Source organism: Photobacterium sp. AWH4_225 (assembly GCF_056158405.1).
In genome coordinates, this window is the sequence record NZ_JBSWTF010000001.1 from 2,419,383 (window position 1) to 2,435,458 (window position 16,076).

The 16,076-nt window shown below is 45.7% G+C and carries 17 protein-coding genes; 8 read left to right on the forward strand and 9 right to left on the reverse strand.

Annotated elements, in window-relative coordinates:
- Positions 1–211: 211 nt before the first annotated feature.
- Both ACXAD4_RS11380 and ACXAD4_RS11385 read left to right on the forward strand, forming a co-directional pair.
- Positions 212–1,210, forward strand: a complete 999-nt coding sequence (locus ACXAD4_RS11380) for a substrate-binding domain-containing protein (protein ID WP_475241432.1) — start codon at positions 212–214, stop codon at positions 1,208–1,210.
- A 19-nt stretch (positions 1,211–1,229) separates the two neighbouring features.
- The gene (locus tag ACXAD4_RS11385; protein WP_475241434.1) at positions 1,230–1,823 is read left to right on the forward strand and encodes an HD domain-containing protein; all 594 of its coding nucleotides are present in this window, start codon (positions 1,230–1,232) and stop codon (positions 1,821–1,823) included.
- A 145-nt stretch (positions 1,824–1,968) separates the two neighbouring features.
- On the opposite strand, the gene ACXAD4_RS11390 is transcribed toward ACXAD4_RS11385, so the two are convergent.
- From ACXAD4_RS11390 to ACXAD4_RS11420, 7 genes are all read right to left on the reverse strand, one after another.
- Positions 1,969–2,277 carry a hypothetical protein gene (locus ACXAD4_RS11390; RefSeq protein ID WP_475241435.1) on the reverse strand — a complete coding sequence of 103 codons (309 nt, stop codon included), beginning with the start codon at positions 2,275–2,277 and terminating at the stop codon, positions 1,969–1,971.
- A 438-nt stretch (positions 2,278–2,715) separates the two neighbouring features.
- Positions 2,716–3,462, reverse strand: a complete 747-nt coding sequence (locus ACXAD4_RS11395) for a DUF481 domain-containing protein (RefSeq protein ID WP_475241437.1) — start codon at positions 3,460–3,462, stop codon at positions 2,716–2,718.
- A 173-nt stretch (positions 3,463–3,635) separates the two neighbouring features.
- A complete protein-coding gene (locus tag ACXAD4_RS11400; RefSeq protein WP_475241438.1) occupies positions 3,636–3,842 on the reverse strand; it encodes a DUF3565 domain-containing protein in 207 nt (68 codons plus the stop codon).
- Between the two features lie 9 nt (positions 3,843–3,851).
- Positions 3,852–4,250 carry a GFA family protein gene (locus ACXAD4_RS11405; protein WP_475241439.1) on the reverse strand — a complete coding sequence of 133 codons (399 nt, stop codon included), beginning with the start codon at positions 4,248–4,250 and terminating at the stop codon, positions 3,852–3,854.
- 42 nt (positions 4,251–4,292) lie between these two features.
- Complete coding sequence (locus ACXAD4_RS11410; RefSeq protein WP_475241441.1) at positions 4,293–4,721, reverse strand: VOC family protein; 429 nt, start codon at positions 4,719–4,721, stop codon at positions 4,293–4,295.
- Between the two features lie 111 nt (positions 4,722–4,832).
- Entirely contained in the window at positions 4,833–6,215 is a 1,383-nt protein-coding gene (locus ACXAD4_RS11415; protein WP_475241442.1) for an MFS transporter, read from the reverse strand.
- Positions 6,216–6,300: 85 nt separating this feature from the next.
- Positions 6,301–7,371, reverse strand: a complete 1,071-nt coding sequence (locus ACXAD4_RS11420; protein WP_475242763.1) for a glycoside hydrolase 5 family protein — start codon at positions 7,369–7,371, stop codon at positions 6,301–6,303.
- Between the two features lie 217 nt (positions 7,372–7,588).
- Between ACXAD4_RS11420 and ACXAD4_RS11425 the strand changes: the two genes are divergently transcribed.
- The 4 genes from ACXAD4_RS11425 (at position 7,589) to ACXAD4_RS11440 (ending at position 11,233) form a co-directional block, all read left to right on the forward strand.
- Complete coding sequence (locus tag ACXAD4_RS11425; protein ID WP_475241443.1) at positions 7,589–8,602, forward strand: LacI family DNA-binding transcriptional regulator; 1,014 nt, start codon at positions 7,589–7,591, stop codon at positions 8,600–8,602.
- 128 nt (positions 8,603–8,730) lie between these two features.
- Complete coding sequence (locus tag ACXAD4_RS11430; RefSeq protein WP_475241444.1) at positions 8,731–9,111, forward strand: DUF3316 domain-containing protein; 381 nt, start codon at positions 8,731–8,733, stop codon at positions 9,109–9,111.
- Between the two features lie 99 nt (positions 9,112–9,210).
- Complete coding sequence (locus tag ACXAD4_RS11435) at positions 9,211–9,891, forward strand: heavy metal response regulator transcription factor (RefSeq protein WP_475241446.1); 681 nt, start codon at positions 9,211–9,213, stop codon at positions 9,889–9,891.
- On the forward strand, positions 9,878–11,233 hold the full coding sequence (locus ACXAD4_RS11440; protein WP_475241447.1) for a heavy metal sensor histidine kinase: 1,356 nt from the start codon (positions 9,878–9,880) through the stop codon (positions 11,231–11,233). Before ACXAD4_RS11435 ends, ACXAD4_RS11440 begins: the two co-directional genes overlap by 14 nt.
- 3 nt (positions 11,234–11,236) lie before the next feature.
- Here ACXAD4_RS11440 and ACXAD4_RS11445 read toward each other — a convergent pair whose 3' ends face one another.
- A complete protein-coding gene (locus tag ACXAD4_RS11445) occupies positions 11,237–11,530 on the reverse strand; it encodes a hypothetical protein (RefSeq protein ID WP_475241449.1) in 294 nt (97 codons plus the stop codon).
- A 198-nt stretch (positions 11,531–11,728) separates the two neighbouring features.
- The gene (locus ACXAD4_RS11450; RefSeq protein ID WP_475241450.1) at positions 11,729–13,153 is read right to left on the reverse strand and encodes a glycoside hydrolase family 1 protein; all 1,425 of its coding nucleotides are present in this window, start codon (positions 13,151–13,153) and stop codon (positions 11,729–11,731) included.
- Positions 13,154–13,364: 211 nt separating this feature from the next.
- Here ACXAD4_RS11450 and ACXAD4_RS11455 point away from each other — a divergent pair, with 211 nt between their 5' ends.
- Both ACXAD4_RS11455 and ACXAD4_RS11460 read left to right on the forward strand, forming a co-directional pair.
- Entirely contained in the window at positions 13,365–14,081 is a 717-nt protein-coding gene (locus ACXAD4_RS11455; protein ID WP_475241452.1) for a GntR family transcriptional regulator, read from the forward strand.
- Positions 14,082–14,400: 319 nt separating this feature from the next.
- Positions 14,401–16,032 carry a methyl-accepting chemotaxis protein gene (locus ACXAD4_RS11460; RefSeq protein ID WP_475241454.1) on the forward strand — a complete coding sequence of 544 codons (1,632 nt, stop codon included), beginning with the start codon at positions 14,401–14,403 and terminating at the stop codon, positions 16,030–16,032.
- Positions 16,033–16,076: the final 44 nt, after the last annotated feature.

Here is a 16,076-nt window from a genome sequence, read left to right on the forward strand (position 1 = left end):
CTGATAATTACTGCCTTCCAATCATGACAAAAAATGTAAGTAAAGCCGGACAAATACCTCATGTTCTTTGGTAACGGTTACACTTCCCTTTCCTATTGATTTTATTGATTATGTGCAATCGCTCAGATATTTTTACGGCATTATTATTGCACCTGTTACACAGGCAGTGTTTAATAAGCGCCAAGTATGATTTGAGCTAGGATGTGTAGCCATGGCTACGATTAAGGATGTGGCCAAACTGGCCGGTGTTTCCGTTGCGACGGTATCACGTGTAATCAACAAATCCCCTAAAGCCAGTAAAGCATCGATTTCGTCTGTCACGCAGGCGATGAAAGAGCTTGGCTACCGCCCCAACGCGAATGCCAGAGCACTGGTTAGTCAATCAACCAACACTATCGGCGTCGTTGTCGGCGATGTTTCTGACCCTTTCTTTGGTTCAATGCTCAAAGCGATAGATCAGATCGCTAGACAGAATGGCAAACAGATTCTTATCGGCAATGGCTATCACAATGCTGTTACGGAAAAAGAAGCCATAGAGCTATTGATTAACAGCCGCTGTGAATCTTTAATCATCCACAGTAAAGGGTTGAGTAACCAAGAGCTGATTGATTTTGCCAATGAAGTTCCGGGAATGGTGGTCATTAACCGCTACATTCCTGAAATAGCCCATCGCTGTATTGCACTCGATAACCACAAGGGCTCCTACCTGGCTACAGAGTACCTGATCAAAAACGGCCACCAGCATATCGGTTATGTGTGCTCGAACCACGACATTGAAGATACCGAACAGCGCCGAGCCGGATACCTCGATGCGCTGCGCGCTTATAACCTGCCAGCCGATGACAACTACATCGAATACAGTTCGCCAGATGAAGCCGGTGGCGAGCATGCGATGATGAACCTGTTATCAAAAAACTTACCAATTACTGCCATTGCCGCCTACAACGACAACATGGCTGCTGGTTGCTTATCTGTACTAGAAGAAAATGGTATTACTCCACCACAAGATATCTCTCTGATCGGTTTTGATGATGGTATCATCGCCAAGTATTTGAGCCCGAAATTGACCACGGTGCGCTACCCGATCAACATCATGGCAGAGCAAGCGGCGAACCTTTCGCTCTCTCTCGCCAAAGGTGATGAGAACAAGACATGTACCCGGATGTTTGTCCCTACCCTAGTACGTCGCTTGTCCGTCGCTCAAAAATAAAAAGCAATAAGAGGAATGTATGCTTAATCTCGAAAAACAGCTGGCCTTTATCAATGAACTGGATCGCCTGAAAGCGGTATACCGCAAAACCATGGTCAAGCCTGATAACAACCGCCAGGAAAACAGTGCTGAACACAGCTGGCACATTGCACTTATGGCCCAAGTACTGAAAGACTACATTGAAGAGCCTGTCGATGTGAATCGTGCTGTCATGATGCTGCTGATCCACGACATTGTTGAGATCGATGCCGGTGATACTTTTGCTTTTGCCGAACAACATGAGCTAGATGGCCAAGAAGAGAAAGAAATCGAAGCGGCCAACCGTTTGTTCGGTCTACTACCAGAAGCACAATTTGTAGAAATGAAGGCGTTATGGATGGAGTTTGAGCAAGCCCAAACCGCTGACGCCCGCTTTGCTAAAGCGATGGATCGCATCTTGCCGCTTATCCAGAACATGTCCAATGAGGGTGGCAGCTGGGTTAAACACACAGTAACCAAACAGCAAGTACTTAAGCGTAATGAGTATCTGGAAAAAGTCACGCCTAAACTATGGCAATACGCTTGCGGGCAGATTGACCTCGCGGTCAAGAATGGTTGGCTTGTCGACAACTAATACTGACATCATCAAGACCTGATCACAAAGGCCGTGGAGATTAGTGCAATCCTCACGGCCTTTTGTTTACAAAATCACTGACACATAGTTCGATGCCATGACTGATGAGAAATTCCTTTTCTCTAAAATCCATATTGTTCTGCGTTTACTTGTCTTTATTAATCAGCGCCGTTTTGTAAGCAAGGTTACCTTCTTGATCCATTGCCCTGAACTTCACACTACCTGAACGGTTAGATGCAATGGTTACAAAAGCCCTACCATGCTCATCTGTAGTGAAAGAGCCAGAACCTGGAACATTGGTCGTAATTGTCACATTGCTAGCGGGTGATCCGTTTTCACTGACTTTGACCCATGCTCCCTCGTTTTGCGGAGTCACTCTTAAGTTTAAATCGGCCATCACTGGTGCACTTAGTAATACAGTTGCAGCGATCATGATACCTGTAAGCTTAAGCATATCTTTTCTCCTTGAAATATTTGTTTGGGTTCGGAGTTAAATTTAGCTAGAGCATCAAGATAAAGAAACATTAAGAATTAAACATGTCGTTCGAATTATTCGAACATGATTTATCGCCCTGACATTAGTTTACGTTTAAGTACAAACTATTTACCAACAGCATAATTAGCCAATTTTTCTGTTCTATCAGAACAATACATCGTCAAATTATGCATCTAGACAATAACTATTTCTCAACAACTTTATTTCTCTACCCTACATGTTTAAGCTATAGAGCATAAGATACAACAAAGTTATATAAGTCGTTCAATTTCTCAAAAGTGATACAAGTTAACGGTAAATTCATGTAAACAACCGTCAATCAAACGATATTTTATTGCTATATCGTAAAGATAATTTACACCTGTTTATTAAGAGATTTATTCGATTAACTCACAATTAAAAATCGTAATTTAAACTAACCGTACTGTATAACTCATCATTGCTCTGGTCAGAGGCAACTGTTGAATTGTAGATATATTCCAAATCCAATTGCAGTGAAACATCTTCCATCAACTGATTTTTGACAAACCCTTTCAGATTAGTCGACGTATTTGCCTCACCGTAATCGACACTAAGGCGCCCACCAAGCTCGAACCTATCATTAATTTTGGTGTTTGCCTCAGCAAAAGCATTGGCAATAACTTCATCTTCGTTCTTTTTTGGAAAGTCCGGATCGAAAGACTGACGCTGTGAAAATCGGTAACCCGGACCCGCACCAATATCTAGTTTACTGTCGCCCGTATCAATTAACGTTGCACCAAAGCCCGAGGCAATAGTCAGTTGATGACGATATGTTGCGAATTGATCATGCTCGTATTTACCATTGCCATAAATAAACCACGCATCATTAACGAAGTGGCGTAAACCATAGCTCAGATTGTATTTGTTAGTCCCATCTTCGCCTTCACTCGCACTGGTGTAGTAAGTGTAAATTTCACCCTTTTGTTGCCAGTCATTAAAGTCGTAAGCCAGACTGGCTCCAGAATTTACTGAAAGTGAACTTGTGGTTGTTTCGGTAAATATAAAGCCCAACTTAGCATTACCGCTCCATGGGCCAGATTCTTCATCTTCAGCCGCTTGAACCACAACAGAATGAGTGACAACAAGAATAACGGATAGCGCAATAGCAACCTGCGATTTCATAGTCCCTGACAACCTTAAGCAACAAATCTAAACGCCCCATTGTAGGAAGCAATATGCTGCGATTGTCAGCGAAATGTTATTAAATAATCAAAGATGAGCCATAAAACGCCAGAAAAATCACCATGCAAATATCAAAGGCTCATGGTATTTAGCTGGTGTATTTATTGTCGATGTCATCTGCTATCTAACGGTGCCCCTTCGTCACATTTCTTGCATTTGAGCAGGTAGCCTATCATTGCTGCACGGCCAACTTCCGTTATTACCCACGGACGGCAAATAAAAGGAGGCTGATGACGCACATGCTGATTGTGGCCGCATGCTAATTCGGCCACCCAGTGGTTTTCTTCGTCTTTATGATAACCGGTAATCGGTTGGTCCATTACTTGTGCCTATTTGCGATCTGCTGGATGGTTTACACCATCATTCGTCACCACATCACCTAAATCAAACGGATTGACGCCTTCTAAACACCCTATGTTGTAGCCATACTCTTCGGGATTTGAACGTCTCTGGTGGTGGGTATATATGCCACATTCAGAGCAAAAATAGTGTTTAGCGGTATGGGTATTAAATTGGTAGAGCTTCAGGGCGTCTTGCCCTTTAATGATTCGAATACCATCAAGCTTTACCGAACCCACGATCGCCCCTTTACGACGGCATATCGAGCAATCGCAACGGCGGGGATTTTCTATCCCATTGGGTAAGCTCAATTCTATTTCTACAGCTCCGCAATGGCAGGTGGCTTTATGCTTGGCTTGGATTTCTGTTTCACCGACTTTTCTGATCATCTTTCTTCCTTGTCTTGAGTTGCTTGTGGCATAGTTGTCGCACTAGTCGATCACTAAGCTACCATCGTCATTGAACTCCCAGCAGTCACCATAGGCAACTTCCCAAAGATACCCGTCGGGATCAGAGAAATAACCACTGTAGCCACCCCAAAATACATCCTGAGCCGGTTTCTCAATTTTCCCGCCTGCGGTTTCAGCCAAAGCTAATACGGCATCGACCTCAGGTTTAGAACGGGTGTTATGTGCCAAAGTTACACCGGAAAACCCATCTTTTACTGCTTTGAAATCAGGTGATACATCCTCGGCCAAGGCATCCAATGGATATAGCGCCAAGCATACCCCACCTGTTTTAAAGAAAATGATGCCATCTTCCGGTGTTTTCGAGGATGAAAAACCAAGTTTGCTGTAAAACTCAAAAGAGGCTTCTAAGTCTTGAACGCCTAGCGTAATAATGCTGATCCGCGGTTCCATGATATTTCCTTTTATACATAACCCACATCATCTTAGCGCCTTCTTAAATACAGATCACTGCAAACAAAAAAGGCCACAAAGTGGCCTTTTCTCTATTTAAAATAGGATCGTTTACTGTTGGGCTTCTGCCTCTTTTAGTTCCGGCTCTGCACTATAGAATTCACCGCGCTGAATTTTTGCCCTTACTTTTGCGTGCTCTTCTTCAGTAAATGTATAGCGCGACATGATAACAATACGGATCACTGCACCGAGAGCTGGCAATAGTGAGACGCAGAAGAATAAACCTGACAACGCCGATGCGGATTGCTCTGCATTAGGGACATAACCAATCATAGTCAGGATGATGCCTGTCAAGCCACCCGCTACCGCGACAGACAACTTGCCGGTAAAGGTTTGCCCAGAGAACGTGATCGCCGCACAACGCTTGCCGGTACGGTAGTAAGAATACTCGACGGTATCTGCAATCATTGCCGAAATCAGCGGGTTAGTCATCATGAAGATAGCCGTGATCACTGACAGCCAGACCATCACCATGGTCGGATTTTCATAGCCCGTCAGGTAGAAGCCGACACGCGCCACCACTTCCATAGCACACAGAACAATAAAGATATCACGCTTACGGAAGCGCTTTGTCAGCATAGGGGTTGCCAAGCAGGCAATCGCACTGACCAGAGTAATCGTACCAATGATCGATACCAGCGACGCGTCACCCATGTTGTAGGTAAAGAAGAAAATATACATGCCATTGACGATGTTAAAAAACACATTCATGAAAAAGGCGGCAAGAATAAAAAACAGCGGCTTGTTCTGGCGAACCGCGTGAAATGTCTCTTTTAGGGTCACCTTACCGTCTGAGGCGGTTTCAATACGCTCGCGGGTATTGAAGAAACCGTTGAGCATGAAGGCCAGCCCAATCAGCATGAGGATAATCACCGCCGGAAGGTAGCCCTGATCCGCCCTGCCATCGGCAAACATTGCAGACAGCTTGGGGAACAAAATCATCGTGGCGCCGATACCAGCATTCACCCCGAGCATGGCGCAAGTCGCGGCTTTTGCCCGCTCCTGAGGCTCATCGGTCATCACTGAAGACATCGACCAGAATGGTACGTCAGAGATAGTGTATAGCGTCCCCCACAAAATGTACGTCACACCGGCATAGAACACCTTGGTCGACATATCTGCATCGATATTGTAGAAAGAGGCAATGGTCACCAACACAATCAAGAAGGGGGTGAACAGCATATAGGGGCGAAACTTGCCAAAACGGGAGTTTAGCGTATCCATGTAGCCCGCGATGAGCGGGTCATTAACCGCATCCCAGACCCTGGCAATGAGGAAAATCATACTCGCCGCTATCGGCGAAATGCCCAAGATATCGGTATAGAAAAACAAGATGAAGGAACCAACTAGACCAAAGCTAAAACATTGGCCTACACCATATCCAAAATAGGACATGAGCTCTTTGGGTTGCAGTTTATTTTGTAGGGTAGTCATCTTCACGTCTCACACTGTGCTTATCATTGTAATCAGGTGCAAGCAAGCCAGCACAGAAGTGCATGCTGGCTCACTCTGTGTAGGGTTATTTAGTCATTGCTAACTTCTGAATCAGGTCAACTTCAGACTGATCGTATGGCGTGCCGTCTTCATGCAACAAGTCGTGGAACCAGCGGGATTGATAGTCGCTATCTGAGCGCTTGATTTCCGGCCACGGCAAATGAGTCTGGGTTCTTCCTTTCACCAAGCCCCACTGGTAGCAACCGATTTGCTGCTCATGGAACAACGGCAACTGTTCATGTAAGTACGACTTCGCATGGCGCCCCAGCCATTCCGTACACATCATCGGCCTCTCATAGGCAGAGACAACCTCAACGGCTTTTGCAAAGAGATCCAAAGGAAGATAGGCGTGGAAAGTGATAATATCTGAGAGCTCCAATGCACGGCGGTCCGTCGGGTGCTCAAAAATAGGTAGGCTTCTGTCGAGAATGCTCGGAGCATGCCAAGCCCCCACCGTCAACGGCTGAACCGGATCACAATCGCGCGCCCACTCAAACGCTTTTTCCATCAATTGATGGCTGAATGTTTCCATCGCTTCATCAAAAGCATGTTCACCGTCCAGACCGAAAATCATTCGGTTGGTCGGTTCATTGTACAAATCCCAAATAGTGATACGGCTATCTGTTTGATATGTAGAAATAATATCACGTACATAGGTTTCAACCTCGCCCCACTGGCTTGGCTCCATAACAATATTTCGGCCCGGGCTGGCGGCGGCTTGGCTGTTGTGCAGATCAGGTACCGGCTCTTTTTGCGGTCCGAGGTATGGGTGATCGCCAGAGAAGCCGCAGTCATCCATCAGTGTCATCATCACCTTGATCTGCAGGCGCTCACAAATCGCCAGGAAAGCATTAATGCGCTGATGCAACCCATCGCGGTCAGCCTGCCAGACGATAAACGGTAAGTTGGTCCGCAGGGTGTTGTAGCCGACCTCCACAGACCATTTCAGCTCTTGCTCAATCGTTTCCAGATCGAAAGTGTGGGCTTGCCACATCTCTGTCCAGTTAACCGCGGTTCGGGGTAAGTAGTTAAAACCGCGCAACCACCCTTGCTCTTTATGCCACGACCATGCTTGTTCTGAAGACCACTGTTTAATCATTTCAACCTCAATACTAATGATTAGCTAATATATTAGCTAATGTATTATTAGAAGGTATTTATTCAACTGGTCCTCTTACGAGTTGTAAAACTGATCACAATATTTCTGACAATCGTGGATCGAAATGTGATCTGTGCCACTTCAGTGATGAAATGTAAGCCGGTTGTTTGCTAATATACTGGCTAATTTATTAGCTAATGAAGATGCAACATCAATGAGTATCAAAAAGCGGATCACCATGCGGGATATCGCCTCTGCCGCGGGAGTGTCTCAACCGACTGTCTCACTGGTTCTTAACGGCTCTCAGTCAATTAAGTTGGCTGAAGCGACCAAAAAGAAAGTGCTGGATGCTGCGAAAGATTTGGGATATGTACACAAACGCACCTCTCATTCCAAAGGCAGACCAAAAAAAATAGCATTAGTCATTAATGGCCTTAATCACTATGATCCGTTTATCGAGGCGGTCAACGCTGCGCGCGAGGCCGCATGGCAGCAAGACCGCGTGTTAGTGACATTTGATTACAGCAACGACAAGCTGTTAGCGGGTCAGATCCAAGCAGAAATCGAACACGGGGAATACGATGGTCTAATCTATGCGTCAAGTATGACTCGAGCGCTATCACCAAACATAAGTATTGATGCCCCAACCGTATTTTTGAATTGCTACAACAAAGACAATGCCAATCAACCTTGTGTCCTTCCTGCAGACAAGCTTGGTGCATACAAAGTCACTGAGCACCTGCTTGCTCAAGGCTTCCGGCGTATAGGTATGATCTGCGGTGAAAAATGGATGGATGCGAGCACTGACCGATTGAACGGCTACCGTCAAGCATTAATCAATAACGACATCATTCCAGATGATCACCTTATCAAAGAAGGCAATTGGTCGTTAAAAGAAGCACACCAACAAACGCTGGCATTGCTTGATCAGCCAACCCCGCCAGAGGCTATCTTTATCGGAAGTGATTACATGGCTATCGGCTGCTACCAAGCGATTGCTGAACGCGGCTTATCAATTCCCGGAGATATCGCCTTAGTCAGCTTCGACAACCAGCAAGTGGCGAGTGAGTTTACCCCGGGCTTAACCTCAGTCGAACTTCCCTATTCCGACATGGGTCGGCAATCTGTGGAAGCCCTTATCGAGCTGGTTAATAAACAGCCTCTGATGTCTTCAACAATAAAAGTTGAAGGGGATGTTATCGTCCGAGCCTCTTCACTCAAGCAATAGCCCCCTCCCTTAATAGAAAAGTAGCAACGGCGCTAACATGACAAAAATGTCATTTTGGCGTCCGGATTAGGTCAGGAACAATTCGTTATTCTCTCTAACGTAAAGTCAAACACTGAGAGGACAACATCATGAAATCATTCAAATCTATCGCCGTCGCCACCACCCTTGTACTGTTTAGCTTACCATCAATGGCATACACACCGCTGGTTGCAGGTAGCAAATATAGTGTGCAAAGCAGTGATCGTGTGGTGACAACACAAACCTTCGAGACCAAAGAAGCTGCCTATGCTGAAGGCCAGCATGTATTGAATGTACTGGAAACCAGCAAACCTGCTGAATTACACAAAATGCTACGCGTTATGGCGTGGGGACCAAAAGAAATCTCCAGCTTGCGCATACAAGACAACGGTTACGTCACTGTCGATGAGATGATGGGTTCAGACGGAAATATCGAATATCGTGCAAACGTCAATGTTCACTACGAGCACCTCCGCTACGATAATAACTAATAGGTATCAAGTAGCTAGCAGGTATACCTGATACACACAAGCAAAAAGGGGTTGAAGGACCCACCCCTGATGACCAAATGAATAAGAGTCGAGGCGAAAATGAAGTTACTGCTAATTGAAGATGAACCCAAAACCGGCGAATACCTCAGAAAGGGGCTGACCGAAGCGGGCTACATTGTCGACCTCTCATCAGACGGCGTTGATGGCTTATACCAGGCCACTAGCGCCAACTATGATCTCATCATCTTGGATGTCATGTTGCCACAATTAAATGGCTGGCAAGTTTTAACAACGCTACGAGCCAGTAATATTGAAACCCCTGTAATTATGTTGACCGCCAGAGATCAAGTCGAAGATCGAGTAAAAGGGCTCGAGCTAGGTGCGGACGATTATATAGTTAAGCCTTTTGCCTTTGTTGAGCTGGTCGCTCGTATCAAGAATACCCTGCGCCGGAAGCAGCCTTCCCCATCGAGAGAACTTGCCCTGGAAGTCGCCAACCTTCACCTCGATTTACTTAAACGCCGTGTATCACGAGCAGGAGACAGCATTACTCTAACCGCCAAAGAGTTTTCTTTGCTTGAGCTTCTCATGCGGCGGCAAGGCGAGGTGCTATCTCGATCTGAAATTGCCTCTATTGTATGGGACATGAATTTTGACAGTGACACCAATGTAATAGATGTCGCCGTTAAAAGACTAAGGGGCAAAGTCGACAAAGATTATGAGCCCAAGTTGATCCACACTATTCGCGGTATGGGGTATATGCTAGATGAGCAAAAATAGCGGTAACCGTCTTTTCAACTCGATGTCAGCCAAGCTCATCGTCTCTTTCTTTACTGCCTCCCTCCTTGTGCTATGTGCGCTAAGTACGGTTACCCTTTATCACCTAAAGCGTCATTTCTACGAGCAAGACAAATATACCCTTGAGCAAAAATTCAATACTATCAATATTCTGCAATTGCAGAATGACTTCATTGCCAAGTACGGAACCTTTTTTGAGCTAGGGGAAACCAAACTGTGGCTAATTGATAACGGGGAGTTCCATTACCAAACCGAAGATATTGCCTTGCCTGACAACTACCTCTTGAGCCGCTCGATCAAGAGCTTTGATTGGCAGGATAACGGCGTGCGCTACCGAGCCTTTCGCTTCCCGGTTGATAAAGAGCCCAATGTCGATGTCATTTTAGGTATAAATATCAACCACCAGCATGTATTTCTAACCAGCTTTACCACTGTACTTATTTGGACCACGCTATTTGCCAGCATCGTCAGTGGCTTTCTTGGCTGGTTGATTGTTCGACGAGGCATGCGACCGGTGAAACATCTTGAAGAGCATATACAGCAGATCTCGACGGAAAAGCTGGACTTGCGTATAGAGCCAGCGCTTTTTCCCAGTGAACTACAACAGCTTGTGATTGTCTCGAATGACATGCTTTCGAGGCTAGAAAAAGAGTTCGAACGATTATCTGAATACTCCTCTGATATCGCCCATGAACTTCGTACCCCGATCAGTAATATGATGACCCAGACCCAGGTGATCCTCGCCCACCCTCGTACATCCGAAGAGTACCAAGAGAGCTTAATTTCAACATCAGAAGAACTAAGCCGCTTAACCAAAACTATCACCGACATGCTTTATCTCGCCAAGTCGGAGCACAACCTGTTGCAAACCGCCAATGAAGACATTGAACTTCAGCCACTGGTTGAAGATTTAGTTGAATACTATGAGCTAGCGGGGGATGAGAAAGGGGTGACTATCCACCTTTCAGGCTCCGGAACGGTTCACGGCGACAAAGACATGCTCAAGCGTGCTCTTGGCAACCTGATATCCAATGCCGTCAGGCACAGTGATGATAACGAGGCAATCAATATTCAAATCAGTGAAATAAACGATACGACTAAAATTGCTGTCATCAACAAGGGAGAAGACATTCCAGCTGAATATCTGCCATATATCTTCGAACGCTTCTATAGAGTGGATAAAGCGCGCATGCACAGGACCACTGCCGGCGCAGGGTTAGGACTCGCAATCTCTCGCTCGATCGCCAAAATCCACCATGGAGATATTCTGGTACGCTCAGACAACGGTATTACCAGTTTTATTTTGTCATTACCTAAAAGCTAGAACCTAGAAGAACCAACGAAGAATAATGCAGCCAAACAAAGCAGGGAACCCCGCAATAAACATCATCAGGCCGAACTGATGATTGAGATTGTTTTGTGTCTGCTGATCACTGTTGAAGTCATGACCTGAAACCATTGAGCTCGACTGCTTTGCGGCTGGGTCATCATCCCATGTTCGGCTCTCTCGGCCACCATCCCAGGTCAACCCAGCGATGGCCCAGACGACGATTACGATATAGAAAAGAAAATCACTTAGCCCCGTCGTTTCAAAAGCGGGTACATACTGAGATAAAATCATCACCACAATTGCAGCAATTAAATTAACTATCGCGATTTGTTAAATTAGCCTTTTCATCATATCCCTTGAAATAAAAAGCAAAGCAAAATACAGCCCCTAACACTATCATTTTCAGGGATAAAATAGAAATGAACAAAAAAGTCATTAAAAGAAAGCCCACGCGGTTGCGTGGGCTGATAAAACAAGCTTTGGGGTAATTTAGTCTAGCTGCTCGCCATTAGACTCAATCACTTTTTGATACCAGTAGAAGCTGTCTTTCTTATAACGCTTGAGCTCTTTCTCGCTCTCTTCATCTCGGTCGACATAAATAAAGCCATAACGCTTGGCATAGCCATTTAACCAGCTAAACAAGTCTTGGCACGACCACGTACAATAACCAATCACTTCACATCCATCATCAATGGCATCAGAAATGGCTTCTACATGACGGCGAAGGAAGTTGATGCGGTAATCATCATGTACCTTGCCCTCTTCTGTTAACGTGTCAAACGCCCCAAGACCGTTTTCACTGATAAGGATTGGCAGCTCATAACGGGAAGTGATACGGCGCAGCGCAACACGAAGACCGTTTGGATCAATGGCCCAGTTCCAGTCAGTCATATCCAAGTATTCGTTATCTGCACGGGCAAATAGCTTGTCGGTAGGAATATCGCTGATTTCAGAGACAACTGACACTTGGGAAGCATTCCCGGTCTGCGCTGTAGCTTGCTTATTCTCGGCAGCCACAAACGTAGCAGACTGGTAGTAGTTCAAGCCCATGAAATCACAGACGCCGGCAGCCAACAACTCTTTGTCACCTGGCTGAAAATCAATATGAATACCCAGCTTCTCCAGTCGCTTCAAAGCAATTTTTGGATAACGGCCTTTGGCATACACATCCATCCAGAACAGATCCTGTAGCTCTTGGGCATCTTCCGCTGCAATCACATCTTCAGGTTTGGCAGACTGTGCATAAGCTGGGCTGTAGGCGAAGCTGGCACCAATTTGGGCATTAATGCCCATTTCGCGGAATCTCTTCACCGCGCTTGCATTAGCAAGGTTGGCAATATGATTGGCATTGATAAAGCGCTGGAAATCAGAGACTTTCGGCGGGTGAATCGCTTGTAGATAGCCTAAGCTGGTAAAGATGTTTTGCTCATTTAGGCTGACCCAGTACGGAACTTTGTCGCCATACTCATCAAACAGTACTTCACAGTAGCGGGTAAAGTCTTCAATGATTTTACGGCTTTCCCACCCTTGGTATTCTTCTTGTAGCGTCTGCGGTAGATCCCAGTGGTAGACCGTCAAAATTGGGGTGATACCATTGGCAATCAGGGTATCGATGACTTTATGGTAGAACTCGACACCCTGCGGATTAACAGTACGGCCATCAGCCATTATTCGTGGCCAAGACACCGAAAAGCGGTAAGCTTGAAGCCCCATCTCTTTCATTAATGCAATGTCTTCTTCGAAACGGTGATAGAAATCGATAGCGACTTCACCCGTGGTATTTTTGAAGGTGTTACCCGGCACACGAGAATACACATCCCAGATGGAATCGCCCTTTCCATCTAGACTTGCAGCCCCTTCAATCTGGTACGCTGCCGATGCACTTCCCCACAAAAAATTCTTTTGAAAACTCATCACTCACCCTATGAACTACCCGTAATCCACCTTCGTGGCCCAGGCATGACTATTAAATGTTTACGCCACACTAAACAAAACCATATGGTTTTACAGCCAAGCAAGGCTGAAAACAAAACATAGATCACAATAAGTTTTAGATTTTCCGCTGTTAACAAATCAAAATTAAGGTAACCTGCTCTCCTCTACCTTGCACGAGTACAAAACGGTAATGAGCAAATATAAAGATATCTATCAGCAGCTTAAGGCTCGTATTGATTCCGGCCAATACTGCGCTTCGGAAAAGCTGCCTGAGGGAAAAAGACTGGCAGCTGAATTCGAATGCAGCGAGATCACCCTCAAAAAAGCAATGGATATCCTGGTAAAAGAAGGCATTGTTGTGCGTAAGAGAGGCTCAGGATCCTTTATCAAGAGCACCCCACCTCAACAACCTGACACCCACTTGCAGGGAACCAAGTTGCGTTATGAAGGCACAGGAAAAGCTGTAACAACCAAAGTTATGCGCTTTCGCATTGTCGAGGCAGATAATGATACGGCTGAGTTAGTCTGCGGGCAGGTAGGCGATCACCTCTATGAAATCATTCGAGTACGCTCAATCGATAATCAACCAACCATTGTCGAATACACCTATATGCCCATTACGGTAGTCCCGGGGCTAACCTTGGAGCAGGCCGAAGACTCCATCTACGGTTACATCACTGATACTCTAAAAGAAGGGATCCACAGTGCAAACCTGACGATCACGGTTGATCATGCTACTAATCAAGAAAGCCAATGGCTGGCAATTTCAGAGGGTGAACATCTAGTCATTGTTGCCCAGCGCGCTTACTTGGATAACGGCCAGCTGTTTGAACACTCTGTCGCCAAGCACACCTGTGAATCCTTCAAACTGTCGACGACCTATGTGAAGTCGGTTCAGTTGAGATAACTTTTGCTTTAATCGGTTAGCGCCTAACGATTCAGGCGCTTGAAGTAACCAATGACTTTAAAACTAGCCAAAACAAACTTCTTTCCTCGACTCAATACGACGAGCAAAAAACAGCCCCCATACAAAAGTCATTTTACAGCGCATATCACTGAATAAACCCCTATTCAGCACACCTAGATTTAACACCCAGCAATGAAAACTCTGTATACGGCTCTGGCTGTATAAATTTCAAGCAATTCATATCTGCATTGCTAGACTCATATAAGTTGAGCTGTAACTTTATAAATTACTTACATTTTGTGGGGACATGGAGGAAACCATGAACGCTCTATCAATTAAGCAACGCTTGATGCTGATCATCCTGATCGCGGTAGTATCCCTCGTCTCAGCCACCTTATTTGCACTCTTTGATAAAAGAGATAGCATGCTCGGTGAACGTAAGCACCAAATTCAAGTCCTTGTCGAGTCAGCGGAAACGCTCGTTTCTGCTCTCTATCAACAAGCCCAGCAAGGTGAAATCACTGAGCAGGAAGCGCAGCAAAGAGCCATATCGGCACTTGATGCCATGCGCTACGGCGACAACGGTTACTTTATGGTGTACGACATGAACAGTACCATGGTGCACCACCCGATAAGCCCACACTTGAATGGGCGGGATCTCTCCGGCCTTAAAGATATCAACGGCGTACTTATAGTCAGTGAGCAAGTTGAAGCTGCTAGGCAAGGAGGTGGATTCGTTACTTATCATTGGCAAAAAGCCGGGCCCGATAAAACGCCCTATCCTAAAATCGCCTTCTCAATGCCTTTTCAACCTTGGGGCTGGGTGTTAAACACAGGGCTCTATGTAGATGATGTTGATACCGTCTTTTACCAAAACATAAATGAGCTACTTGGATTAATTGCTCTACTGACTGGCGGACTGATCATCATCTCTCTTTACATTACCAAAACCATTACCTCTCCCCTTGCAATTCTCCAATCCCATTTTCAGCAAGCTGAAAGTCATTTGGATCTCACGGTTAGGGTTCCGACAAGAGGAAGCAATGAAATCTCAGACGTTGCCCTAGCATTCAACAGCTTGATGGCTAGTTTTGAAACAACATTAAAGGGGATTCAACGTGGGGCGGAAGCGCTAGACCAAGAAGCGGAAAGGCTAGAAACACTGTCGGATCATATTGTCAGCGCCTCTAACCGACAATCCGATGATACCAGCTCCATCGCAGCATTAATCGAACAGTTCAGCCAGGGTATCCATACCATTTCTACCGATGCCGATAAGATCAAATCCTTATCCAATGAAAGCGGAGAGCAGGCTGAATTGGGGGCGACGACAATGCAGGAAGCGATGGAAAATCTTAATGAGATGTCTGAAAAATCACGCCTTTCCAGTGAGGCTGTGTCAGAACTAGACCAGCACTCAAAAGAAATAGAGGGCATCGTCAGTGTCATCAATGATGTTGCGGAACAAACCAACTTATTGGCGCTAAATGCCGCGATAGAAGCCGCGCGAGCTGGCGAGCAAGGTCGAGGCTTTGCCGTCGTAGCAGATGAGGTGAGAAACCTCGCGGTTCGGACATCGGAGTCAACAAAACAGATAGCTTCAACCATTCACGAGCTTCGCTCAGGGATCGAATTAACCGTTCACCATATCGAAGGCAGCGTTTCCTCTGTCGATCAAAATATGACCCAAACGAAGGATGCCGAGAAAAGCGTTAATTCAATGCACAAAATGTCGCAAAACCTCATTATGTTGATTGATGAAGTGACTTGCTCCCTCCATGAGCAATCCAGCGCAAACCAAGAACTGGCAGAGCGTGTACAACAGATAGCTGAAATGGCTTCTAGCAACCAACAGTCAGCGACTGACGTGCAAGGTGCAGCGAAGGAAATGAATAGCCTCGTTGCTGATTTTCACGTATCCGTTGACAGATTCACCCTTTCTCAGCGTTGAGCTTTGAGTTTCGCGTAACCCGCATAGTGATATACCCAACCATT